Source organism: Pseudomonas sp. 10(2024) (genome assembly GCF_045164175.1).
GTDB classification, from domain to species: domain Bacteria; phylum Pseudomonadota; class Gammaproteobacteria; order Pseudomonadales; family Pseudomonadaceae; genus Aquipseudomonas; species Aquipseudomonas alloputida.
The window spans coordinates 2,838,554-2,859,633 of record NZ_CP174006.1 but is presented as its reverse complement, the minus strand read 5'-3'; the positions used below and the strand labels follow the sequence as shown (position 1 = coordinate 2,859,633).

Sequence of the window (21,080 nt, the reverse complement as noted above, 5' to 3'; positions counted from 1 at the left end):
ATTGTTCTTGTACGCCGCGCGCCAGCGGTTGCAGGCCACGCGGTGAGTGTCATGGAGGCAGCATATACGGCTGCGTTCAGTTCGGTAACAAGCGCAGGGTCTGAACCGCTCAGAGGCGCTCGATGATCATGGCAATGCCTTGGCCTACGCCGATGCACATGGTGCACAGGGCGTAGCGGCCGGCCGTTTCTTCAAGCTCGTGCAAGGCAGTGGTCACCAACCGGGCACCGCTCATGCCCAGGGGATGGCCCAGGGCGATGGCACCGCCGTTGCGGTTGACTCGCGGGTCGTCGTCGGCCAGGCCCAGCTCGCGCAACACGGCCAGCCCCTGGGCGGCAAAGGCCTCGTTGAGTTCGATGACATCCATGTCAGCCAGTGCCAGGCCGGTGAGCGCCAGCACCTTGCGGGTCGCAGGCACCGGCCCGATGCCCATCAGCCTGGGCTCAACCCCGGCCACAGCCATGCCGACGATGCGCCCGCGCGCCTTCAGGCCGTGGCGGCGGGCCGCGGCGCTGCTGGCCAGCAGCAGGGCGCAAGCGCCGTCATTCACGCCGGAGGCATTACCGGCCGTTACGCTACCGCCTTCACGAAACGGCGTGCCGAGCCGAGCCAGCTGCTCCAGCGTGGTGTCGCCGCGCGGGTGCTCGTCATGCTCGACCACTTTGACCGGGCCTTTACGCTGCGGGATTTCGACCGGCACGATTTCCCGCGCCAGGCGGCCGCGGGCCTGAGCGGCTGCAGCCTTGTGCTGGCTGCGCAGGGCAAAGGCATCCTGATCGGCGCGCGAGATGCCGAACTGTTCAGCCACGTTTTCGGCCGTTTCCGGCATCGAATCGATGCCGTAGGAGGCCTTCATCAGTGGGTTGACGAAACGCCAGCCGATCGTGGTGTCGAACAGATCGGCCGCACGCCCGAATGCCTGCTCCGACTTACCCATCACAAACGGCGCACGCGACATGGATTCCACACCACCGGCCAGCATGAGCCCTGCTTCACCACAGCGCAGGGCACGTGCCGCATTGCCGATGGCATCAAGGCCGGAACCGCACAGGCGGTTGATCGTGGTCCCTGGTACTTCGACTGGCAGCCCGGCCAGCAGGCTCGCCATGTGAGCCACGTTGCGGTTGTCCTCGCCGGCCTGGTTGGCGCAGCCGAAGATAACGTCATCAATGGCTTTCCAGTCCAGTTCGGGGTGGCGCTGGATCAAGGCTTTGAGCGGGATAGCCGCCAGGTCGTCGGCGCGCACACTGCTCAGGGCCCCGGCATAGCGGCCAATGGGGGTGCGCACGGCGTCGATGATCAAGGCATCGGCGTGAGTCGGTTCATTCATCTTGCGTCTCCTGTGCCAGCACGGTGCCGCGCACTTTGTAGGATTTGCCATGGAACATCGCCACCAGCTCACCGCGCTGGTTGTCGATGCGCACGTCATACAGGCCGGTGCGGCCTTTGCGGCTGACTTCGCTGGCGTGGGCGGTGAGCACGTCATCGCGCAGCGCCGGGGCCAGGTAGTCGATGCTGCAGCCCAGCGCCACCGTGGCCTGGTCGTAGCTGTTGCAGGCGAAGGCGAACGCCGAATCGGCCAACGCGAACAGGAAACCGCCATGGCAGGTGCCATGCCCCTGGATCATGTCGGCACGTACCGCCATGCGCAGGCTGGCCCGGCCCGGGCCGGCATCCAGCAGGCTGATACCCAGGCCCTGGGTGGCCGGGTCGCGGGCGAACATGGCGTCGGCACAGGCTTGTGCCAGTTCCACTTCAGTCATGCAGGGTGCCTCCTTTGGCTTCACAGCGGCGTAACAACAGGGAAGGGCGGTAGCGGCTCTCGCCATAGCTGCGCTGCAGGTTGTCGAGCACGCGCAGGGTATGGGCAATACCGATGTTCGCCGCCCAGGCCAGCGGGCCGCAGGGGTAATTGACGCCGGCGCGCATGGCCAGGTCGATGTCGGCGGCGCTGCCGACGCCCTGAAGCACCGCATCCGCGGCCTCGTTGGCAAGCATTGCCACGGTGCGCAGTACCACCAGGCCGGGCAGGTCGGCGACACCGGTCACTTTCAGGCCGGCACGCTGCAGCAGGGCTACGGCCTGGTCACGGGCGCTGTCGCTGGTATCCGCTGACCAGCTGATGGCAATGCGCGTGGCGCTGCTGTAGTCCAGCGCAAGGTCGAGCAGCACCAGGTTGCGCAGCCCGTCCTCACGGGCACGTTGGCTAGCCAGGCGGCCGTCGGACAGGGCCAGGGTGGCGTCGCCCACCTGGATCAGGCCACTACCGGCGCGCTGGGTCACGGCAATACCGCTTTGGCGAAGGCGCTCGACCAGCGGTTGCATCACCCCCAGGTTGCCCTCGACAACGCAGGCCTCCGCGCGGGAGGAGCTGTGCAGTTCGGCCGGCTGCGGGCGCTCGACGCCTTCGGCATAGCAATAGAAGCCTTGGCCGGTCTTGCGCCCCAGGTGACCAGCGTCCACCAGTTCTTTCTGCACCAGCGAAGGCTGGAAGCGGAAATCGCCATAGAAAGCATCGAATACGGAACAGGTGACAGCGTAATTGACGTCATGGCCAATCAGGTCGGTCAGCTCGAACGCCCCCATGCGGAAGCCACCCGCGTCACGCATCAGCGCATCCAGGCTGGCGCAATCGGCGGCACCTTCCTGCAGCAGGCGCAGGCTTTCGGCATAGAACGGCCGCGCTACCCGGTTGACGATGAAGCCCGGTGTAGAGCGCGCATGGACCGGCTGCTTGCCCCAGGCCTGGGCAGTGGCGTAGATGCATGCGGCGACTGCAGGGTCGGTTGCCAGGCCCGATACCACCTCGACAAGCGCCATCAGCGGTGCCGGGTTGAAGAAGTGCATACCGACCACGTGCTGCGGGCGTTCAAGGCCAGCGGCGAGGCTGGTGATGGACAGTGACGAAGTATTGCTGGCAAGGATACAGTCGGCCGCGCACAGGGTTTCGAGCTGACTGAACAGCGCCTGCTTCACCTGCAGGTTTTCGACGATGGCTTCAATCACCAGGCCGGCATCTGCCAAGGCTTCGAGTGTATCGACCGGGCACAGGCGGGCATTGATCGTTTCGCGTTCAGCGGCCAGTAACTTTCCTTTGTCCACCAGCCGGGTCAGTTGGCGATCGATACCCGTCACCGCCTGGGCGGCAGCACCCGGGCGGTTGTCGTAGAGCTTGACGGGGTGACCGGCCTGGGCCGCGACCTGGGCGATACCGGCGCCCATGGCGCCGGCACCAATCACCGCCACCTGCACATTGCTTGCGAGTGCGCCCATGTTCAGCGCCCCTTGAAGGCTGGCGTGCGTTTGTTCATGAAGGCGTTCACGCCTTCGCGGTAGTCCTCGCTGCGCCCGGCCAGGCGCTGCAGGTCGCGCTCCAGCTCCAGCTGCGCCTCAAAACCGTTGTCGAAACTGGCATTGAGGCTGCGCTTGATCAGTGCCAGGCCGTAGGTGGGCTGGGCGGCGAGGTGGCGGGCGAGGGTGAGGGCTTCATCACGCAGCGCGGCATCATCCACCACGCGGTAGATCAGCCCCCATTGCTCGGCCTGTTCAGCGCCAAGGCGCTCGCCCAGCATGGCCAGCGCCTTGGCCCGGGCCATGCCGACCAAGCGCGGCAGCAGCCAGGTACCGCCGGAGTCCGGCACCAGGCCGATCTTGCAGAAGGCCTGGATGAAACTGGCCGAGCGGGCGGCCAGCACCAGGTCGCAGGCCAAGGGAATGTTGGCACCGGCACCGGCTGCCACGCCGTTGACCGCACAGATCACCGGCAAAGGCAGGTCGCGCAGGGTGCGCACCAGCGGGTTGTAGAACTTGTCGATCGATTGGCCCAGGTCAGGCATTTCGGCGCCTGGGGCAACGTTGCGGTCGGACAGGTCCTGTCCGGCGCAGAAGCCGCGGCCTTCAGCCGTCAGCAGCAGCACCCGCGCGTCACTGCTTTGGCGCACTTGCTTGAGCGCTTCGCGCACCTCCAGATGCATGTCCGTATTGAAGCTGTTCAGCTGCTCGGGGCGGTTCAATGAAAGGAAGGCAACGCCGTCCTCGATGGAAAACAGGATGTGCTGGAAAGTCATGACAGACTCGCTCCGTCAGTCGAGAGAATGATGATCAGCGCCCCTGGAAACGGGCCTGGCGCTTTTCCTGGAAGGCGCGGATGCCTTCATCGCGGTCGGCGGTGCCCGCCAGCAGGGTGAAGGCATGGCGCTCGAAGCGCAGGCCGCTGGCCAGGTCGGTATCACCGGCCTTCAGTAACGCCTCCTTGGCCAGGCGCACAGCCAGCGGCGCTTTGGTGGCGATGCTGCGGGCAACCTGCATGGCGCGTTCTACGGTGAGTTCGGGCTGGGTGATTTCGCTGACCAGGCCGGCCTGCTGGGCGCGGAGGGCAGTGATGGCTTCCCCCGTCAGCACCATCTGCATGGCCAACGGCTTACCGACAGCACGTAACAGGCGCTGGGTGCCGCCAGCACCGGGGATGATGCCAAGGTTGATTTCCGGCTGGCCGAAACGGGCGTCGGTCCCGGCGATGACGATGTCGGCGCACATTGCCAGTTCACAGCCGCCACCCAGGGCATAGCCGTTGACTGCGGCAATCAGCGGTTTGGCGAATGCGGCGATGCTTTGCCAATGCGCTACGCGCGGGTCATTGAGGATGCCGACCAGGTCGCGATCAGCCATCTCGCGGATGTCGGCGCCTGCGGCGAATGCTTTGGCACTGCCGGTAATCACTGTGGCCCGGACATGCTCGTCGTCCCCGGCAGCCTGCAGCGCAGCAGCCAGTTCTGCCAGTAGCTCGGTGCACAGGGCATTCAAGGCCTCGGGCCGTTGCAGGGTAATGAGCTGAACGCCGTGTTCGGGCGCCTGCACATCGATATATCGCGGCATCTCGGGTTCCTCTGGCTGCACGCACGGCACATCGCGTGGCCGGCATTTTTTGGAATTGTTTGCAGGGGCGTAATGCGGGATCACGACCAGGTGAGGTCAGTATATGCTCTATGCGATACATCAATGCAAGGTTCAAAATGTATTCGCGTATCTCTTTTTATTTTCAAGCGGCCAAAGCCGCAGAGCAATCCCTGCAGAAGAATCGGTTCATCTAGTTATTTTCTGGTATTTACCGCCGGTTTTTGCCTGGCAGAATCAAATCAACATAAGCGATACACGATTGACGACCAAACAGCTTCTGATACAAGATCGAAACAAATTTCAAATCATTTCAGGAGTGATGCCATGCCTTGCTATCGACTGGACGGCCTGACGCCCGTGGTTCACCCGACAGCCTACGTGCACCCCAGTGCAGTCCTGATCGGCGACGTCATCGTTGGACCCCGCTGCTACATCGGCCCACTGGCATCGCTCAGGGGCGATTTCGGCCGCATCGTGCTGGAGGAGGGTGCCAACTTGCAGGACACCTGCGTGATGCACGGTTTCCCGGGGGGCGACACCGTAGTAGAGCGTAACGGGCACATCGGCCATGGCGCCGTGCTGCACGGCTGTCGCGTCGGCGAAGATTCATTGATCGGCATGAACGCCGTGGTGATGGATGGCGCCCATGTAGCACCTCGCTGCATCGTCGCGGCCACCGCCTTCGTCAAAGCTGGCTTCGAATGCGCGGCGCAGAGCCTGGTGATGGGGTCGCCAGCCCAGGTCAAACGCCCACTGAGCGAGCAGGAGCTGGCCTGGAAACAGCGCGGGACGGCGGAGTACCAGCACCTCGCGCAGCGCTGCATGAACAGCATGGTCGAATGCCCGCCGCTGGCCGAGGCAGAGCCGGGACGCCCGCGCATGGAAGACACCGGGGTCAGGCCCAAGGGCCAGGCGAGCGCATGAGCCTGGCAGTGACACGCAATGGCCAGGCGGCCCGCCGCACAGGTATAGTCGGTGCTTTATCCGCGCACAGTTCGCCCATGAGCAATCTCGCACCACTGAACCACTTGATCACCCGCTTTCAGGAGCAGACGCCAATCCGCGCCAGTTCCCTGATCATCACGTTGTACGGCGATGCCATCGAGCCGCACGGCGGTACAGTCTGGCTCGGTAGCCTGATCAACCTGCTGGAGCCGATCGGCATCAATGAACGGCTGATACGGACGTCGATCTTTCGCCTGACCAAAGAAGGTTGGCTCACTGCAGAAAAGGTGGGCCGACGCAGTTATTACAGCCTGACAGGCACTGGCCGTCGGCGTTTCGAAAAAGCCTTCAAGCGCGTCTATAGCCCGAGCCAGCCAGCCTGGGACGGGGCCTGGACGCTGGTGTTGCTGTCGCAACTCGAGGCGGGTAAACGCAAGGCCGTGCGTGAAGAGCTGGAGTGGCAGGGGTTTGGTGTCATGGCGCCGAACCTGCTGGGTTGCCCACGGGCAGACCGTGCCGACCTGGTGGCCACGTTGCGTGATCTTGAGGCGGGCGACGACAGTATCGTCTTCGAAACCCACACCCAAGAGGTACTCGCGTCCAAGGCGATGCGCGCACAGGTGCGGGAAAGCTGGCGTATCGACGAACTGGGGCAGCAATACAGCGAGTTTATCCAGCTGTTCAGGCCGCTGTGGCAAGGTTTGAAAGAGCAGCCGTTGCTGGATGCTCAAGATTGCTTCCTGGCGCGCACGCTGCTGATTCACGAGTACCGCCGCCTGCTGCTGCGCGACCCGCAACTGCCCGATGAGCTGCTGCCAGGGGACTGGGAGGGAAGGGCTGCTCGACAGTTGTGCCGTAACCTCTACCGACTGGTGTTTGCCAAAGCCGAAGAATGGTTGAATGCAGCGCTGGAGACGGCAGATGGCCCATTGCCGGACGTGAGCGAGAGTTTTTACAAGCGCTTTGGCGGGTTGGCTTGAGGGGAGTGCTCGCCTCACAGTGCCGCGGCCAACATTCACGGCGTCGAGCAGGGTGCCTTCAGGGGCCCTTGGCCTCACACTCACCGCCACCTTGTTCGAGCGCCATGAGTGCAGGCATATCAAGAATTTCTACCAACCTGCCATGCAGGTCGACGATACCCAGCGCGCGCAGACGGGCGACGGATCGGCACACGGTTTCCAGGCGTAAACCCAGGTACGAAGCCATGTCTTCACGAGACATCCGCAACATGAAGCCATGGGCAGAGTAACCGCGGCTGACGAAGCGCCTGGAGAGCCCCACCAGGAAGCTGGCCAGCCGCTGTTCTGCAGTCAGGTTGCACAGCATCAGCACACGCCCGTGCTCACGCACGATCTCGCGGCTCATCAAGCGATTCAGGCTTTGCTGCAGGTCCGGAAACTCACGCGCCAGGGTTTGCAAGCGGCGATAGGGGACAGGGCAGACTTCGCTGTCTTCCAGGGCAATGGCGTCACAGACATGGTGCTCTGTGGCAATGGCATCGAGGCCGAGTACATCGCCCGGCATCCAGAAGTTGATCACCACGCCTTGCCCCTCGGCGGTGTTCAGGCTGGTCTTGAAACTGCCGCAGCGTAAGGCATAGAGCATGGTCAGCGGATCGTTGGCATTGAACAGCGCGGCGCCCTTGCGAATGCGCATTCGTGGGCCTATCAACGCGCCCAGGCAGCTGTTTTCGTCAACCGGCAGGCCAGTGGGGAGGCACAGGCCGCTTACCCGGCAATCCATGCAGTGGTTCACCAGCGGTTTCAGGTGAATAGGGTTTGCCTTGGGCAAAGGGTTGGGTGAGTCGAGCAGGGTGACCTTCAGCTGGCCAGGCATTTTCAGGCCTCCTTCGCATTTTGGAGGCCGCTTTGGGCCCCCGCGCCATTACGCGCACCGAGCCCGACGGGCGACCAATCAGCAAGCATGTCCCGCGAGAGGGGGGCATTGAGGCGGCTTGTAAGCCGTTCGACAAACCGCTCGGCTTCGGCCGCCGTACTGAAACCCACCCGCCAGTCATCCATGCGCACCCAACAGCGTCCCTGCTCTGTGTTCTTCTCGACGTAAACGTTCATCAGGGCCTCCAAAGCATGTATCGGTCGACAATGCAGGAAGGCGTCCCTGCCGGCAGCGGAGGTGAAGCTCAGGGCGGGGTCGCCATGGCGCGCCTGCGGGGCCTGAAGTGGCTGTGATCTGGTTACAGGGTGCGCCAGCGAAGCCCCGAGGTATTGATCCGCGTCAAGTTCTTGCGCCCTGGGCAATGCCATTGGTCGGCAGGTGCCTCCAGTTGATAAACATCAAGTTCGCAACACGTAGGTGGCAGATGCTTTACCTACGTATCGCAACCTCAGAGGTGTGCCATGGAAACTCCGCAAAGACTGCTGCTGATCGCCTCCCCCCTGATGCGCCGAACCCCGGTCTATGACCGGGCTGCTGCGCTGGCCAAGGCCAAGGGAATGGCGCTGCACATCGTCGCTTTCGACTACGTGGAAGGGCTTGCCACGGCGGGCTTGGTGAATGACCAAGCGCTGGCAGTCATGCGCGAGGGTTACGTGCAGCAGCACCGTGAATGGCTGGAAACCCAGGCGTTGCCGATGCGGCGCAATGGTGTCACCGTCACAACCGAGGTGGTGTGGGTGCAGCAGCCCTTGAATGAGATCCTGATACACTTGCGTGAGCAACCGTTTGCCATGCTGATCAAAGAGCTCGAGCATGAGCCTTGGTGGATGCGCGCAATGTTCACCTCGCTGGATATCCAGTTGCTGCGCGAAACGCGAATACCCTTGCACCTGGTACACAAGGCCAGCCATGCGTTGCCACGCAGGATTCTGGCGGCGGTGGACCTGTCCAGGCCGGAGGATCAGTTTGAAGGCTTCAACGACCTGATCATCAGCGAAGCGCTGAAGCTGACATTGCAGTGCAATGCCCAGATCGAGTTGCTGTACGCCTACGACTTGGGTTCCATGTACCTGGACGCCGGCGGCAGCCGGGAACATTCGTTCCTGTTCGATTCAAACGATGCCCAGACCTTGCATGACGCTCAAAGCGCTGCCTTCCAGGAGCTTGCCGAACGCAACGGCATCGCCGTCGAACACCGCCATATGCGCATAGGCGACCCGGCAAAGGCCCTGGCGATATTCATGGATAACAATGATATCGACGTACTGGTCATGGGCAGTTATCACCACCGTGGCATCGGCTGGTTCATCGGCAGTACTGCCGAGCGCGTTATGCATCGGTTGTCCAGCAGTGTGCTGGTGATTTCTCCAGAGCGCTCCCAAGGCTGAAGCACAAGGCCCGCAAGGGCCTTGTCTTTTCAAGGCCGCAGGTCAAGTTCGTGCAGAATCTCGCTCACATCGCCGCCCGGGTAGCGTGAGGTGAAGCCCAGTGCCTTGACCAGCCGGTGCATGGCATAGTTGCTGGCCAGATCCCTGGAGACCATGCACTGAAAGCCATTGCGTCGCGCGGCTGCAATCAGGTGTTGCATCAGGCGCTTGCCCAACCCCTTGCGCTGCCAGTCTTCGCTGACCGCCACTGCACATTCGCAACGTTGACTGCCAGGTATGCCCGCATAGCGGCTGACGCCGATCTGTTGCAACTGACCGTCTACATGAACCAAGGCGACATAGGCCATGCGCTGGTGGTAGTCCACGGGCATGTCTTGCGTGTCCAAGCTAGGCAAGCCGCCGCTGAGTCCGGCAATGAGGCGAAAGCGCCGTGATTCATATGCGATTGTGCTCAGAAAACGCTTGTCCCGTTCGCGGTCTTCTTCGCGCAGTGGGCGGATCAGCACCGCCGAACCGTCCTCGAGGTTTTCGACCCAGTGTTCGCAGGTCTGTGGCTGTGCTGTTTGCTGCCCGTTCATGACGCCTCCCGTTGCTTGATCAGTACCTGGTGCAGCCGTTTTAACGTGGCGGGCCGTTTCGGTTCTGACAATCATCAAGTTCAGCCTGGGTAGCGGTTTTCTGATCTGCATCAAGCAGCAGCGGTCCTGTGCGCGGAATATCGTCAGCATCACACCCACTCACGAAAGCGCGGAGGTTCACCATGGGGCAATATCGACAATTGCTGGTGCTGCTGACCGAGGTAGAACCGCATTCCGCCGCTTTGCGCAGAGCCCTTGCCTTGGCGCATGTCAGCGGCGCCAGCGTGCATGTACTGGGCTTGTTCGAGCCAAGCGAGGAGCACCTTCTGCGCGAAGAGCGGCTGAACGAGGCCGATATCAAGCGCCAGTACGAGCATTATCGCGCTCAGTTGACGGGACTGGTCGAGCGGCATCGCGGCAGCGGTATAACGCTGACGGTCGACAGCCTGAATGCGGAGGATATCCGCAGCCAGGCGATCGATTACATCAGCGAACTGCAGCCCGATATGGTCATCAAGGACAGCGAAGCTGCGTCGGCCCTGGTGCGCATGTTCGGCACCCCACTGGATTGTGCGCTGATGCGAGGTTTCAAAGGCGTCAGCCATTTCGTGCCGGCGGCGGCCACTTCATTGCCGCGGCGTGTGCTGGTCGCCGTGGATACTGCGTTCAGCGAGACGCCTGCCGTCCAGGCGTGCTTCAATCGTGGACTGATTCGTGCTGGCCAGGCGCTGGCGTTACAGTGTGACGCGCACCTGCATCTGCTATCGGCCTACAACCTGGCAGGGGTATTTGCCTCGGACATGAATGTCACCCAGGCGTGGATCGACGAGATGCGCGAGGCACTGCAGGAGCCTTTCGAAGCGCTGGCCGATGCCGAAGGCGTCGCGCCGGACCGCCGACATTTCATGGAAGGAGGCCCGGTACAGGTGATCCGGGAACAGGTCGCAGCCCTGGACATCGACGCGGTGGTGATGGGCGTGGTGCAGCCCAAAGGCCTGGACAAACTATTGGGAGACACCACCGAGCGTATCGTCAGCCGCCCACCGTGCAGCGTGCTCGCCGTTCATCCCCAAATAGCCGAAAGTTGGGAGCCTTGGCCATGCAACTGACATTTCTTGGCGGCACTGGCACCGTGACCGGCAGCAAGTTCTTGTTGACCCGTGACAGCACGCGGGTATTGGTCGACTGCGGACTCTTCCAGGGTTTCAAGCAACTGCGCCTGCGCAACTGGCAGCCACTGCCCCCGGCGCTGCGGGCGCTCGATGCGGTGGTGCTGACCCACGCCCACCTTGACCACAGTGGTTATCTACCGGTGCTGGTTCGGGAAGGCTACCGCGGGCCGATCTACGCCACACCGGCGACGTGCGCCTTGGCGGAAATCCTCCTGCTCGACAGTGCACGGCTGCAGGAAGAGCAGGCCGAACATGCCAATCGCCACGGTTACTCCAAGCATGCGCCGGCGCAACCGCTCTATACCGAGCAGGATGCCAAACGTGCCCTGGCACTGTTTCGGCCCGTAGCGTTACACCAGGTGACCATGATCGCCGAGGGCATGGAGTTGCTGTTGCGTACCGCCGGACATATTCTGGGGGCGGCCACGGTCCAGATCAGCGCCGAAGGGCAGACCGTGCTGTTTTCGGGTGACCTCGGCCGCCCTCAGGATCCGATCATGCGTGCGCCTGAGCTGGTCAGGACGGCGGACGTGCTGTTGATCGAATCTACCTATGGCGATCGCCAGCATCCCGCCGAATCGACCGAGCAGTACCTGGCCAAGGTCATCAACGAAACGCTCCTGCGCCATGGCATTACCCTCGTACCCTCGTTCGCCGTTGGCCGCGCCCAACTGCTCATGTATTACCTGTACACGCTCAAGCGCGACCGGCTGATCCCTGATATCCCGATCTACCTGAACAGTCCGATGGCCACCGACGCCACCGCCCTGTACCAGCAGTACCGCAGTGAGCATCGGCTGACCGCAGCCGAGTGCGCCGCCATGTGCAGAGGCACGCACATCGTCCGGACGGTCGATGAGTCCAGGCACCTGGACCAGCTGCGCGAGCCCTCAGTGATCATCGCCGCCAGTGGCATGGCGACCGGTGGACGGGTGCTTCACCACCTGAAGGCACTGGCGCCAAACCCGCGCAACAGCATTCTGTTCTCCGGCTTTCAAGCCGGGGGGACGCGGGGTGCCGATATCGTCGCGGGCGCCCACAGTGTGCGGTTGCAAGGCGAGGATGTGCCCATCCGTGCACAGGTGCACGCGATGGAGAATCTTTCTGCGCACGCCGATGCCGATGAAATCATGGAATGGTTGCGCGGGTTCACCCGGCCACCCCGTCAGACCTATGTGATTCATGGCGAGCCACACGCTGCCGACACCTTGCGGCGGCGGATCAGCCTCGAACTCGGCTGGCAAGTGTGCGTGCCTGAATATCAGGAAACGGTTGCCATCGACCCTGTTCGCTAGAGGCTGTTTTCCACGCAACATCACCGAGTATCAAGGCTTTTCATACAGAGCCCAGGCTGGCACGGGAGGTATTCATGAACACACAAGCTAGGGCGAAACTCAGAGCGTGGTTGCATCGCCCCAAGGGCAGCCTGGGTTGGATCGTAGCGATCCTTGTGTTACTCCTCGCCGCATCGGCCTACCGCGGGCTGAGCCCCACCTGGCGCCTGCCCCTGGACAATCCGGTCGTGATGCTGGCCTTGCTGACCTTGAGCGTGGCGCTAGGCTGGGCGGTGCAGCGGGGCGTGAAGCGCACCGTTGGCAAAGCCATTTTCAACGGCCAGGAGACAGGTTGGCAGGCCAGACTGGCGTTCCTTCGCTCAGTGGCTCGGGAATCGAACATCCTGCTGGTGGTGCTGTTGTGCCTGGCCCTGCTGGGCACAGGCACCTTGTGGTTGGCAGGGCGCTCAGTGACGCAGATCGTGGCGAACTGCGAGGCCAACCTGCAGGCTCAAGTGGATATACCCGAAGATGAAAAACTCACCGCGCTTGTCGGCAAACCGGTGTGCACGTGCCTGGCGCAGACCTTCATGAAACGCAACGGTGTGCTGCGCATGGCCTTGTTCGAAACCCCCATGCAGGAAGTGAGCGGCTTGAAGGTGCTCACTGCAGATGATGAGCAGCGCTGTCTTGAACAGTTCGACCTGCTGCCCGAGGAGCCCCAGGCAACCGCGCCTTGAGCCGGCCCGCCTGTGGGTGCCCTGGTGCTGGACGCCGCAGCCGGACGACTGAACCGCCGCTATTTGGCTTTCCAGTACTTCTGCATTTCCAGGAAGAGAAACGAAGCGGTCCAGGTGATCAGCACCAGGCCGGTCAATGCCTGCAGGCCGGTCAGGTATTTCAGGTGCCCGCTCGGGGTGATGTCGCCAAAACCGATGGTGGTATAGGTGGTGAAGGAAAAGTACACGCAGTCCAGGAAACTCCCGTCGAAATTGCCGCTGAGTGTGCCCCAGCCGTCGGCATGGGCCATCAGGTAATACACCAGGGCAAAGCACCAGACCTCAAGGGCATGGGCCAGCAGTGCGCCGAACACACCCGCCACGATGCGAAACCGGCTCCAGAGCTTCAGGCGGGGTAGCCAGTCATTCAGGCGCAACAAGCATTCGTAGTGAATGATCACCACCAGGATCACGACCAGCATGTTGATCAGCGTGACAATGAGCATCGCCTGCACTCTTGCCCTGATGGGCGGTTCATTTCAAGTTGTCGACCAACGCATGGATGGTAGCTCATTGGCCTGCGGCAGCAACGGTAGGATTTCTTCACTAGCAGGTGCAAAGTGGCGCCTGGGGGGCATTGATATTTATCAAGAACGAACCAGCACCTGCTTCAATAATGACATCGCATGCAACCCAGGCAACGCGCCGGGAGGTACCCATGAAGCCGTATCGCCGGATTCTGCTTATCATGACCGAGGCCCAAGCCAATGCCGCGCTGTCCCGGGCCATGGCATTGTCTGCGGCGTCCGGTGCGAGTTTGCATGTACTGGGTATCCATGAATCTTGTGCACTGCGCCTGCCTCACGAATTGCAGGAGGCCCCACTTCATTCGGCCTCGTTCATGCATTTCAGTACCGAACTCAAAGCACTGCTGGATGAGCAGCCATTCGTTGGGGCTCGGCCAGGTTTCGAGGCAGTTGAAACCTCCAATCCGCGTGATCAGCTGCCAGCGTGCATTGCCCGCTACGCGCCTGATTTGGTGATCAAGGGCTGCCCGGGCCACTCCCTGCTCGAGCAGATCGCTCGGACCTCGCTCGACCAGGCGCTGCTGCATGGGAGTGAGACGCCGTTGTTGTTCGTACCGGCGGATGCCCCAGCCATCCCCCAGAACATTCTGGTCGCAGTGGATGTCGCCAACCCGTCGCCACACAACGACGCCCTCAACCATGCCCTGGTCGCGGCAGGTCAGCAACTGGCGACTCAATGCAAGGGGCAGTTGCACCTGCTCTCGGCTTACGACCTACCCATCGCCATGCTGGCCAACCCTGACCTTGCCGGCCCTTGGGTGAACCAATTACGCGAGTCACTGCAGCTGCCTTTCGATGCGTTGGCCGATGCACATGGCATCGCCCACACGCACCGGCATTTCAGCGAAGGTGCGCCCCTGCGCGTGATCAAGTCCTACATCGCCACGCTGAAAATCGATGCAGTGGTGGTCGGCACTGTGCAGCCCAGGCATTGGGCCAAGGTGATCGGCGATACCACCGAGCGGCTTGTCAGCCATGCACCGTGCAGCATCCTGACGATCAGGTCTGCACCCGCCAGCTGACTTCATTAAGATGGCATCTTTTCTTGTCGCTGATTCGACAATGGAGCGCTGAGATGTTTGTTGATATGGCTGCCTTCACACCGTGGTCGGCATTGGCAGGCGGGGCATTGATCGGTTTGGCCGCTGGGCTGTTCGCCGTTGCGAACGGGCGCATCGCGGGCATCAGCGGTTTGCTCGGTTCTATGCTGCAAAGTGGCGGGGAAGGGCGGGGCGAAAAAGTGTGCTTTTTGCTGGGACTCCTTGCCGCGCCACTTTCCTGGCAACTGTTCTCAGCAATGCCTCCCGTTCATTTCAGAGTGGCGCCTTGGCTGTTTATGGTCTCGGGAATTCTGGTAGGCCTCGGTACCCGCTATGGCAGTGGCTGCACCAGTGGCCATGGCGTTTGTGGCTTGTCACGCCTGTCGCCTCGTTCTGCAGTGGCGACGCTGTGCTTCATGGCAGCAGGCTTTGCCACGGTCTTCGTGGTCAGGCATGTACTTTCAGGAGCATGAAATGAAGCGGATCAGTGGCTTTATCGCTGGGTTGCTGTTCGGCATGGGGATATTGCTATCCGGTATGGCAAACCCTGCCAAGGTGCTGGGGTTTCTCGACATTGCCGGGCAGTGGGACCCGTCGCTGGGACTGGTCATGGTGGGTGCGATAGGTGCCGCACTGTTGCCGATGACTTGGGCGCGACGTCATACCACGGCCTTACTGGGAGGTAAGATACAGCTGCCTGCCAGAGGCGACATCGACCGTCGACTCGTCGGCGGGAGCCTGGTTTTCGGCATAGGCTGGGGGCTTGCCGGCGTATGTCCGGGGCCGGTGCTGGTGTTGCTCGCCGGGGGGTACTGGCAAGCCTGGCTATTCGTGCTCGCGATGCTTGCCGGTATGGGATTATTCAATGTTGCGGAAGCGTTTCGCAGCCGTCATCAGGGCAGGGTTTGACGGTAAACAATTGAGTTCTGATCGATATCAGAATAAGGCACTTACTGAGTGTAACTCTACTAAATGAATATTTAGCGTAGTTATTCCTTAAGGTTATTATAGGGGCAGGGTATGGCTAGCGGTACAAGCAGGTCAAAGGGTTTTGAAATGCACTCGGAAATCCAGAAACTGATTGCCGAAACTGCAGCGCTAAACCAGGATTCGACCAAGTTAAGTCGCGAAAATTTTTGGTATCCAGTGGCGATTTCTGTCGGGCTGATCACCGTTGTGGTCACTGTCACTGCGTTGATCTTGAGGCTGCTTCAGTGATCCCGCAGCTTGTCCGCCGATAGTCTGTTGAACTAGGGAAAGCCAAAATCCCGGGGCCGTTACTCTTGGAGAATCCCGCAGCAAAGTACCTCCTTAAGGGGTACGACATGATGGCAGTTGCCCAGGTGAATGCAGCCATTGGCATGGAAATTCTGCTGAAAACCTCCGTTGCTAGACCAAACGGTAATCATGGCCAGGTCGATGAAACCTACGACTTGGATATCGACCTTATCCAGGCCGCTCATCAAGATTTACAACGTGTCGGCATAGTCGACATCAAACGAAAATGGGCTGATAAGCATGATCTGCTGACATTGTTTTATGCAGTGCCGGCCACACTCCGGAGCCACCTTGACCTAACTCGGCACGAGGAATGTATTGAGCGTTATCGCAACGTTTTCACTAACTTATCCGTGCGAGGCCGACTCACCTGGTGGCTATGACGACACGCTGGTCCATATCCTTGGCGAGCTGATTGACAATGTCGTGTCTTGGTACCGCGAACGAGGCTGTGAGGATTTGTTTATCCTTTGCCATGGCATGACGCCAAATGTTCCATCTCAAGGCCAGAAAGGCGCCTGAGCGGACGTGGCCTAGCTTGCAATCTGCCCACCCCACGCCCCGGCAGCCCCATAAGAAGATGCTCATAATGCATATTATGTTAAATCAGATGCTACGTCAGAAATGCTCTTGAGCTCCTGTCTGTCTCCACTAACCTACGCAGCTGATTACGCAAACCCCCGAACCCGTTGAAAATCAGCAGCCTTACGATCCCTTGCTCATCCATTCTGTCACCCGTCGTTTCACGAACCCCTGACGTACTGCTACGCACTTCCAACTGCTACCCAGCGCGTTGCACCAAGATCTACCCAAGCCAACAACGATCATCAGATTTGCTGCGCCGGCACGCACCTGCAAACGTGATCTGCGCTATACATATCTAATAACTGAGACCATTTGAGATCACTGCCGCTTTCGCCGATCAGGGGCTATTCATGCCCCAGACGCCTCAAATGCTGCTCACTAGACACCGACTTCTCGCACCCATTATAGGCTCAGGGAGCGCATATGGCGTTACCGTTCACTCCATTCCCGATCTTCGCTCCGTATGAACATTGGAAACCTGCCAGTTCGCACTGCGTCCCTCAGAACCATGATGTCCGTTCCAGGCTCGACCAGGTTGACCCTACCTGCAAAGCCTATACGAGCGTCATGTATTGCTCGAAGTTTCTGGAGTGTTCAGCGCTTGAGTGGACCCCGATCAAGCCAAAGGCCGCTATTCGCTAACCTGCCATTGCCTGGAGCTCATGCTGAACTGGAGCTTTTTCAAAGGTATTCCACTGATGGGTTGGGATGTCGGCGATTTTCGAGAGTTTCTTAACTTTCAATGCAACCCTCCAGTTGCCTGGTGCAGTTCTATTTCGCACCTTAGATATCTGCCAAATAATAGGATCGAATTTGCCGATTGGCCTATCAACGAACGGTGGCGGATTTTTCGTCGGAAAGCTGAGGTCTTTCATAAAGAAAACAGTGGCGACGGACGTTTTGGAAAGCTAGTGCAATGGGCCTTGGGGCGATCTGCGATAGCGGCAAAAGTTTTCTTTGATTTTTACTTGGCGGAAACTGGATTGCTAAAAGCTAATTGCGCGGAGGAATGCCTGCGCGACATCCTAGACAGTTTAGAGAAAGTTAAGCCGCCACTTTATTTCACCTCAAGTGAGCTGGGCTGTCGTAAATCAAGCCGCCCGCTGAGCGTGCGTCTTGACCCTTCGGGCTGACATCCTCACGCCTGCGCGCTCCGCTTGCCCGAGTTGATTGATTCATGCATTTGCATGGGTAGACACAGTTCGCCAGGTGCAGACCGGCCTGATTGAGCCTACAAGCAAAAGTCTTCTCGGTAGGCATAGGGCGAAGCTTAATGCCTACATGGAGAGGAAAGCATTGAGCATTACATTGGTATGTCCACACTGCGCTGGTGAGGATTTCGTTACACCGACCAGGCTGCACAAAAACTCGATTCTGACCTGCCGCACGTGCACCGACATCAGCCTCTATGGGGAGCTTCTGGAGGCTGCTGGCAAGCTCTTGATGTCCCAAATACAGGAGCAGCTGACACTTCAAAAGGTTGGCTGAGCGCGGCTTCCACGCGCAGCCTGCTTTACGCTCAGACTATTCACCCTACCCCATCATTTTCACGTAGTGCTCCTCAAAGCCTGTTTTCACGAAGACCTGCTTGAAGCGATCAATGTAATGAGCTGGGACGATCTCGCCAAAATCGGTAAGGTTGACCGCGTCGGAGTGTGATTCTCGGTTGACGTAGCGATAGAGTGCCCGGAATGCGGTGTCTTCTTCTGCCAGGGACTGGAGCGCCTCCGCGAGCGCTTCCTGCCGATGCACGAAGTTGAAGTAGTACTCCAGAATGTTGCGCATCATGTTCGGGATGACTGACGCCGAGGTGCGCCCTTCCTGCGCGTCCTTGATAGTCTGCCAGAACGACTGGTAGTCATTCTGCACGTCCGATGCTTTCATCGGCACGAAGCCGCTGTACTGTGCCTTGGTGATCCTGAACAGCGAAAACTCATCCGCTTTCTTGAGGTGCTTAAGCATCTCGTGGAAGAAGAAAAGGTTGTGCGTGAGGATGAAGACCTGCTTGAAGCGATCCTTGGGGTTCAGAACCCGTCGATAAATGAGCGAGGCGATGTCGTAGACGTAATTGTGCGAAAGGCTAGAGATAGGGTCGTCCATGACGATCACGCGGTTGGTCTTGAGCTTCCCGCTCTTTGTATCGAGCTCCCCGTTGCAGACCTCAAGAAAGTAGAGGAACGAGATCAGGGTCTTCTCACCCTCACTGAGCGTCTTGAAAACACCGTCCTGCCTACTCGGACGCACCAGGCGATACCGTGGCAGCTCGCTCTCTTCGCGAACCACCTCGAAGCCCTTGAGGCCGAGCATGTTGAGCGAGTTGTTGATGCTTTCGATCGCCTGGTCGATGTTGGTGATCTGCGCCCTGCTCCTGGCAATAATGTCCTTCTGGATCTGGGCCTTCTTTTTGATGTCTTCGATGGCCTCACGCTTCTCATCGCGCTTAACCAGATTGGCCTTCTCTGCTTTCTTCGCTGCCACGATCATCCCGTCACACGCCGCGCGGAAGCAGTCCCAGAACCGGGTCTTGATCTTCTCCAGGTAGACCTTTCTGTTTCGTACCTTAAGGTTGAAGGCGTCGATCTTTTCCTGCTCGACCTGAACGATTGAGTTGAGCTTGGCCACGATGTCTGCCGTTGACGCTAGTGAAATGGAGGTTGAGGGATTGGTGATTTTACCTGCCAGCAACTGGATATTCTTCTGGAAGGTCACCTGCAAAGCAGCCAGGTGAGGCTGATAATCAGGCAGCTGGTACGCCTTGCGGCTCGACTGATCCTGGATGTGAGCGACGCCAGCTTCGTACCTTGCCTTGAGTGCGGTAAGTTGCTTGACTCGTTTGGAGTAGGTCTGATCAAACACCCGACCAAGCTCAGCATAGAAGTCTGGTGGCAAAGGTTGCTGACAGTAGGGGCAACGAGAGTCTTGCTGATCAACGAATCCCAGCGCTTGCCTTATCCAATCGGAGTTGCCCAGCTCATTGATCAGGGCCGCCAAGTACGAATCCTGCGACCCTACGATCGCCTCCTGTAGCAGTGGATCCTTTTCGATTTCGCCCGGCTGAAACGTGAATGCTGGGATACTTGCAATCTCTTCACCATCCGCAGCTAGGAGCTCCTGCGCCTCAGTGGCTAACCCCTCGAGCGTGTCCACGACCGGCACCAGCTTCACCGAGTTGATTTTCTCAGCGAGCTTTTCCCTCGTGTTGTAACCAACAAAACAGTATTTCAGAGCCTCACCGTCGTAGAGCTTCTTTTGAGCCCAAAGCTCGTCCCAGTGCTTCTCGTCAGCCCGCCCCTGCTCCGTAGCCAGTTCCATGCCCGCGTCAACGAGGCTCATGCGCTCCTTGGCGAGCTTGCTCAGCTCCGCCTCGGCGGCCAGCAATGCATTTTCGGCCTCGATATTGCCCTCATTCAGGGTGAACACACCCGGTTGAGAGCTGGCTTGGAAATTTTGCTCGAGAAAAGTGTGGTTATAGACAATCAACTCCCGCTCGGGGTTGACCGGCTGCACGCGGCATTGACGGAAATCGCTATGCCCAGGCGCCTGGAGAAAATTGCTGATCGTAGTTTTCCCCGTCCCATTGTGTCCGTAGAACAAATTCACCTTGGTGAGTGGGCCGATCGACAGGTTGGTGTCTGGGCAATAGCTGGAAACACCGCGAAGAATAATGCGCTTGATCACAGAGCAATCCTTAGCGAAGACGGGGCGAGTCGTGTCTCATCCTAGTGGTGCGCGCGAGAGTTGGGAAGCTAATACACATGCTCGAAAAACGTTCGTGGTCAATACGCTCAACCCGCACGCAATGCACCTTTATCGGTCTGTGCTCACAGTCCAACTGCTACGGCGCGCCATGGATAGCCGCTCCAGCAATATCGGGCTTAATTTGCGCCTGTCACCTGGTCTGGGCCAAAGGGCATGAAAGTGCCCTCACCCTCCAAGGCCCGGCAGTGAGAGCCTTGGAGGGTCGTATTATCAATCCCCCGGACAACGTAGGGAGCGGCTGGTTTTCAGCAACCCGCACCCACTACTTCTTGATCAGTACCGTTTTAGGGATGTGAACCGCGAGCAGATCGCAGAATCTCAGGCGTTGATTGAAGACATGCGTAAGCAGGTCAAGACCTGGCAGGTGGTGGAAACCGCTGCGGCCATCAGTGCTGGCGTAGCATTCTTCGCGGGTGCAGTGATTGCAATCTCACCTTTGGTATCGGGATCGCATTCGGCATTGTCGGCGCTGCTGCAGGGATTGCGACAATGGTGGCTGCAGAGATCAAGATCAAGACGTTGCGCAGCCAGATTGACGCCGCCACATCGAAAATGAATGCAGCGACCTAGCAATCTGCCAGATTGGCTGCACTGAACGATCAGCTCAACAAGCTTATTGAGCTGTCACAATCGGCGGGCAGCCTGATTGGTTTCTTGCTGCAGGTCTGGGAAGAAATGGAGGGTGAGTTGAACGCTGTCCTGACTGACCTCAACAACTGTGAAGGCAATGTTGACAGCCTCAACCTGCCGGAACTTCAGCGCAATCTGAACCTGGCAAATCAGGACTGGCAGACGCTGGTTGGCCTCTGCAACAGCATCGCATCGATCAAGTACAACCAGGCCTCGCCGGAAAAAGCCGTAATCCAGTAAAGACCGCTTCAGGTTCACTCCCGCTGCCGCGCGTCCTGGTAACGGGAGTGACGCTTACAGAACCAGCTCCCGAGACGCTATCCCCTGGCTCGT

At 59.8% G+C, this 21,080-nt stretch carries 23 protein-coding genes; 13 read left to right on the top strand and 10 right to left on the bottom strand.

Going from position 1 to position 21,080, the window contains the following annotated elements; all coding sequences use genetic code 11:
* Positions 1–109: 109 nt before the first annotated feature.
* Genes pcaF through paaF form a run of 5 tightly spaced genes read right to left on the bottom strand, consistent with a single transcriptional unit; the run spans position 110 to position 4,875 of the window.
* Positions 110–1,330 (bottom strand): 3-oxoadipyl-CoA thiolase, encoded by a 1,221-nt coding sequence (gene pcaF, locus ACI7M0_RS12675; protein ID WP_129931766.1) that lies wholly within the window; start codon positions 1,328–1,330, stop codon positions 110–112.
* Positions 1,323–1,763, bottom strand: coding sequence for a hydroxyphenylacetyl-CoA thioesterase PaaI (gene paaI, locus ACI7M0_RS12670; RefSeq protein WP_129931767.1), 441 nt, complete (start codon positions 1,761–1,763; stop codon positions 1,323–1,325). The genes pcaF and paaI overlap by 8 nt, the downstream gene beginning before the upstream one ends.
* Positions 1,756–3,273: a 3-hydroxyacyl-CoA dehydrogenase PaaH gene (paaH, locus tag ACI7M0_RS12665; protein WP_104961643.1), complete on the bottom strand. Its 1,518-nt coding sequence runs from the start codon at positions 3,271–3,273 to the stop codon at positions 1,756–1,758. The genes paaI and paaH overlap by 8 nt, the downstream gene beginning before the upstream one ends.
* Positions 3,274–3,275: 2 nt before the next feature.
* Complete coding sequence (gene paaG / locus ACI7M0_RS12660; protein WP_104961642.1) at positions 3,276–4,067, bottom strand: 2-(1,2-epoxy-1,2-dihydrophenyl)acetyl-CoA isomerase PaaG; 792 nt, start codon at positions 4,065–4,067, stop codon at positions 3,276–3,278.
* Between the two features lie 34 nt (positions 4,068–4,101).
* On the bottom strand, positions 4,102–4,875 hold the full coding sequence (gene paaF / locus ACI7M0_RS12655; protein ID WP_129931768.1) for a 2,3-dehydroadipyl-CoA hydratase PaaF: 774 nt from the start codon (positions 4,873–4,875) through the stop codon (positions 4,102–4,104).
* A 345-nt stretch (positions 4,876–5,220) separates the two neighbouring features.
* On the opposite strand from paaF, the gene paaY reads away from it, so the two are divergent.
* Both paaY and paaX read left to right on the top strand, forming a co-directional pair.
* Positions 5,221–5,820 carry a phenylacetic acid degradation protein PaaY gene (gene paaY / locus ACI7M0_RS12650; RefSeq protein WP_129931769.1) on the top strand — a complete coding sequence of 200 codons (600 nt, stop codon included), beginning with the start codon at positions 5,221–5,223 and terminating at the stop codon, positions 5,818–5,820.
* Between the two features lie 77 nt (positions 5,821–5,897).
* Entirely contained in the window at positions 5,898–6,821 is a 924-nt protein-coding gene (gene paaX, locus ACI7M0_RS12645; RefSeq protein ID WP_177410047.1) for a phenylacetic acid degradation operon negative regulatory protein PaaX, read from the top strand.
* A 58-nt stretch (positions 6,822–6,879) separates the two neighbouring features.
* Here paaX and fnrC read toward each other — a convergent pair whose 3' ends face one another.
* Complete coding sequence (gene fnrC, locus ACI7M0_RS12640; protein ID WP_129931770.1) at positions 6,880–7,677, bottom strand: Crp/Fnr family transcriptional regulator FnrC; 798 nt, start codon at positions 7,675–7,677, stop codon at positions 6,880–6,882.
* 2 nt (positions 7,678–7,679) lie between these two features.
* The gene (locus ACI7M0_RS12635; protein WP_129931771.1) at positions 7,680–7,913 is read right to left on the bottom strand and encodes a hypothetical protein; all 234 of its coding nucleotides are present in this window, start codon (positions 7,911–7,913) and stop codon (positions 7,680–7,682) included.
* A gap of 285 nt (positions 7,914–8,198) precedes the next feature.
* On the opposite strand from ACI7M0_RS12635, the gene ACI7M0_RS12630 reads away from it, so the two are divergent.
* Positions 8,199–9,125: a universal stress protein gene (locus tag ACI7M0_RS12630; RefSeq protein WP_129931772.1), complete on the top strand. Its 927-nt coding sequence runs from the start codon at positions 8,199–8,201 to the stop codon at positions 9,123–9,125.
* 29 nt (positions 9,126–9,154) lie between these two features.
* On the opposite strand, the gene ACI7M0_RS12625 is transcribed toward ACI7M0_RS12630, so the two are convergent.
* Positions 9,155–9,703 carry a GNAT family N-acetyltransferase gene (locus ACI7M0_RS12625; protein WP_104961636.1) on the bottom strand — a complete coding sequence of 183 codons (549 nt, stop codon included), beginning with the start codon at positions 9,701–9,703 and terminating at the stop codon, positions 9,155–9,157.
* A 182-nt stretch (positions 9,704–9,885) separates the two neighbouring features.
* Here ACI7M0_RS12625 and ACI7M0_RS12620 point away from each other — a divergent pair, with 182 nt between their 5' ends.
* The 3 genes from ACI7M0_RS12620 (at position 9,886) to ACI7M0_RS12610 (ending at position 12,889) form a co-directional block, all read left to right on the top strand.
* Positions 9,886–10,812, top strand: coding sequence for a universal stress protein (locus tag ACI7M0_RS12620; RefSeq protein ID WP_121161630.1), 927 nt, complete (start codon positions 9,886–9,888; stop codon positions 10,810–10,812).
* Complete coding sequence (locus tag ACI7M0_RS12615; protein WP_129931773.1) at positions 10,803–12,170, top strand: MBL fold metallo-hydrolase RNA specificity domain-containing protein; 1,368 nt, start codon at positions 10,803–10,805, stop codon at positions 12,168–12,170. The genes ACI7M0_RS12620 and ACI7M0_RS12615 overlap by 10 nt, the downstream gene beginning before the upstream one ends.
* A 74-nt stretch (positions 12,171–12,244) precedes the next feature.
* The gene (locus ACI7M0_RS12610) at positions 12,245–12,889 is read left to right on the top strand and encodes a hypothetical protein (protein ID WP_129931774.1); all 645 of its coding nucleotides are present in this window, start codon (positions 12,245–12,247) and stop codon (positions 12,887–12,889) included.
* A 59-nt stretch (positions 12,890–12,948) separates the two neighbouring features.
* On the opposite strand, the gene ACI7M0_RS12605 is transcribed toward ACI7M0_RS12610, so the two are convergent.
* The gene (locus tag ACI7M0_RS12605; RefSeq protein WP_129931775.1) at positions 12,949–13,374 is read right to left on the bottom strand and encodes a potassium channel family protein; all 426 of its coding nucleotides are present in this window, start codon (positions 13,372–13,374) and stop codon (positions 12,949–12,951) included.
* A 212-nt stretch (positions 13,375–13,586) separates the two neighbouring features.
* On the opposite strand from ACI7M0_RS12605, the gene ACI7M0_RS12600 reads away from it, so the two are divergent.
* The 5 genes from ACI7M0_RS12600 (at position 13,587) to ACI7M0_RS12580 (ending at position 17,491) form a co-directional block, all read left to right on the top strand.
* Positions 13,587–14,477: a universal stress protein gene (locus ACI7M0_RS12600; protein WP_129931776.1), complete on the top strand. Its 891-nt coding sequence runs from the start codon at positions 13,587–13,589 to the stop codon at positions 14,475–14,477.
* Positions 14,478–14,530: 53 nt separating this feature from the next.
* Positions 14,531–14,968 (top strand): YeeE/YedE family protein, encoded by a 438-nt coding sequence (locus ACI7M0_RS12595; RefSeq protein WP_129931777.1) that lies wholly within the window; start codon positions 14,531–14,533, stop codon positions 14,966–14,968.
* Position 14,969: 1 nt separating this feature from the next.
* Entirely contained in the window at positions 14,970–15,404 is a 435-nt protein-coding gene (locus ACI7M0_RS12590; RefSeq protein WP_129931778.1) for a DUF6691 family protein, read from the top strand.
* Between the two features lie 416 nt (positions 15,405–15,820).
* The gene (locus ACI7M0_RS12585) at positions 15,821–16,156 is read left to right on the top strand and encodes a hypothetical protein (protein WP_256658150.1); all 336 of its coding nucleotides are present in this window, start codon (positions 15,821–15,823) and stop codon (positions 16,154–16,156) included.
* Positions 16,157–17,020: 864 nt separating this feature from the next.
* Positions 17,021–17,491, top strand: coding sequence for a hypothetical protein (locus tag ACI7M0_RS12580; protein ID WP_129931780.1), 471 nt, complete (start codon positions 17,021–17,023; stop codon positions 17,489–17,491).
* A gap of 400 nt (positions 17,492–17,891) precedes the next feature.
* Here the strand turns inward: ACI7M0_RS12580 and ACI7M0_RS12575 are convergent, their stop codons facing one another.
* On the bottom strand, positions 17,892–20,036 hold the full coding sequence (locus ACI7M0_RS12575) for an AAA family ATPase (protein WP_129931781.1): 2,145 nt from the start codon (positions 20,034–20,036) through the stop codon (positions 17,892–17,894).
* A 373-nt stretch (positions 20,037–20,409) separates the two neighbouring features.
* On the opposite strand from ACI7M0_RS12575, the gene ACI7M0_RS12570 reads away from it, so the two are divergent.
* Positions 20,410–20,673 (top strand): hypothetical protein, encoded by a 264-nt coding sequence (locus ACI7M0_RS12570; RefSeq protein WP_177413588.1) that lies wholly within the window; start codon positions 20,410–20,412, stop codon positions 20,671–20,673.
* Between the two features lie 26 nt (positions 20,674–20,699).
* Complete coding sequence (locus tag ACI7M0_RS12565; protein WP_177413589.1) at positions 20,700–20,987, top strand: hypothetical protein; 288 nt, start codon at positions 20,700–20,702, stop codon at positions 20,985–20,987.
* The last annotated feature ends 93 nt before the right edge of the window (positions 20,988–21,080 follow it).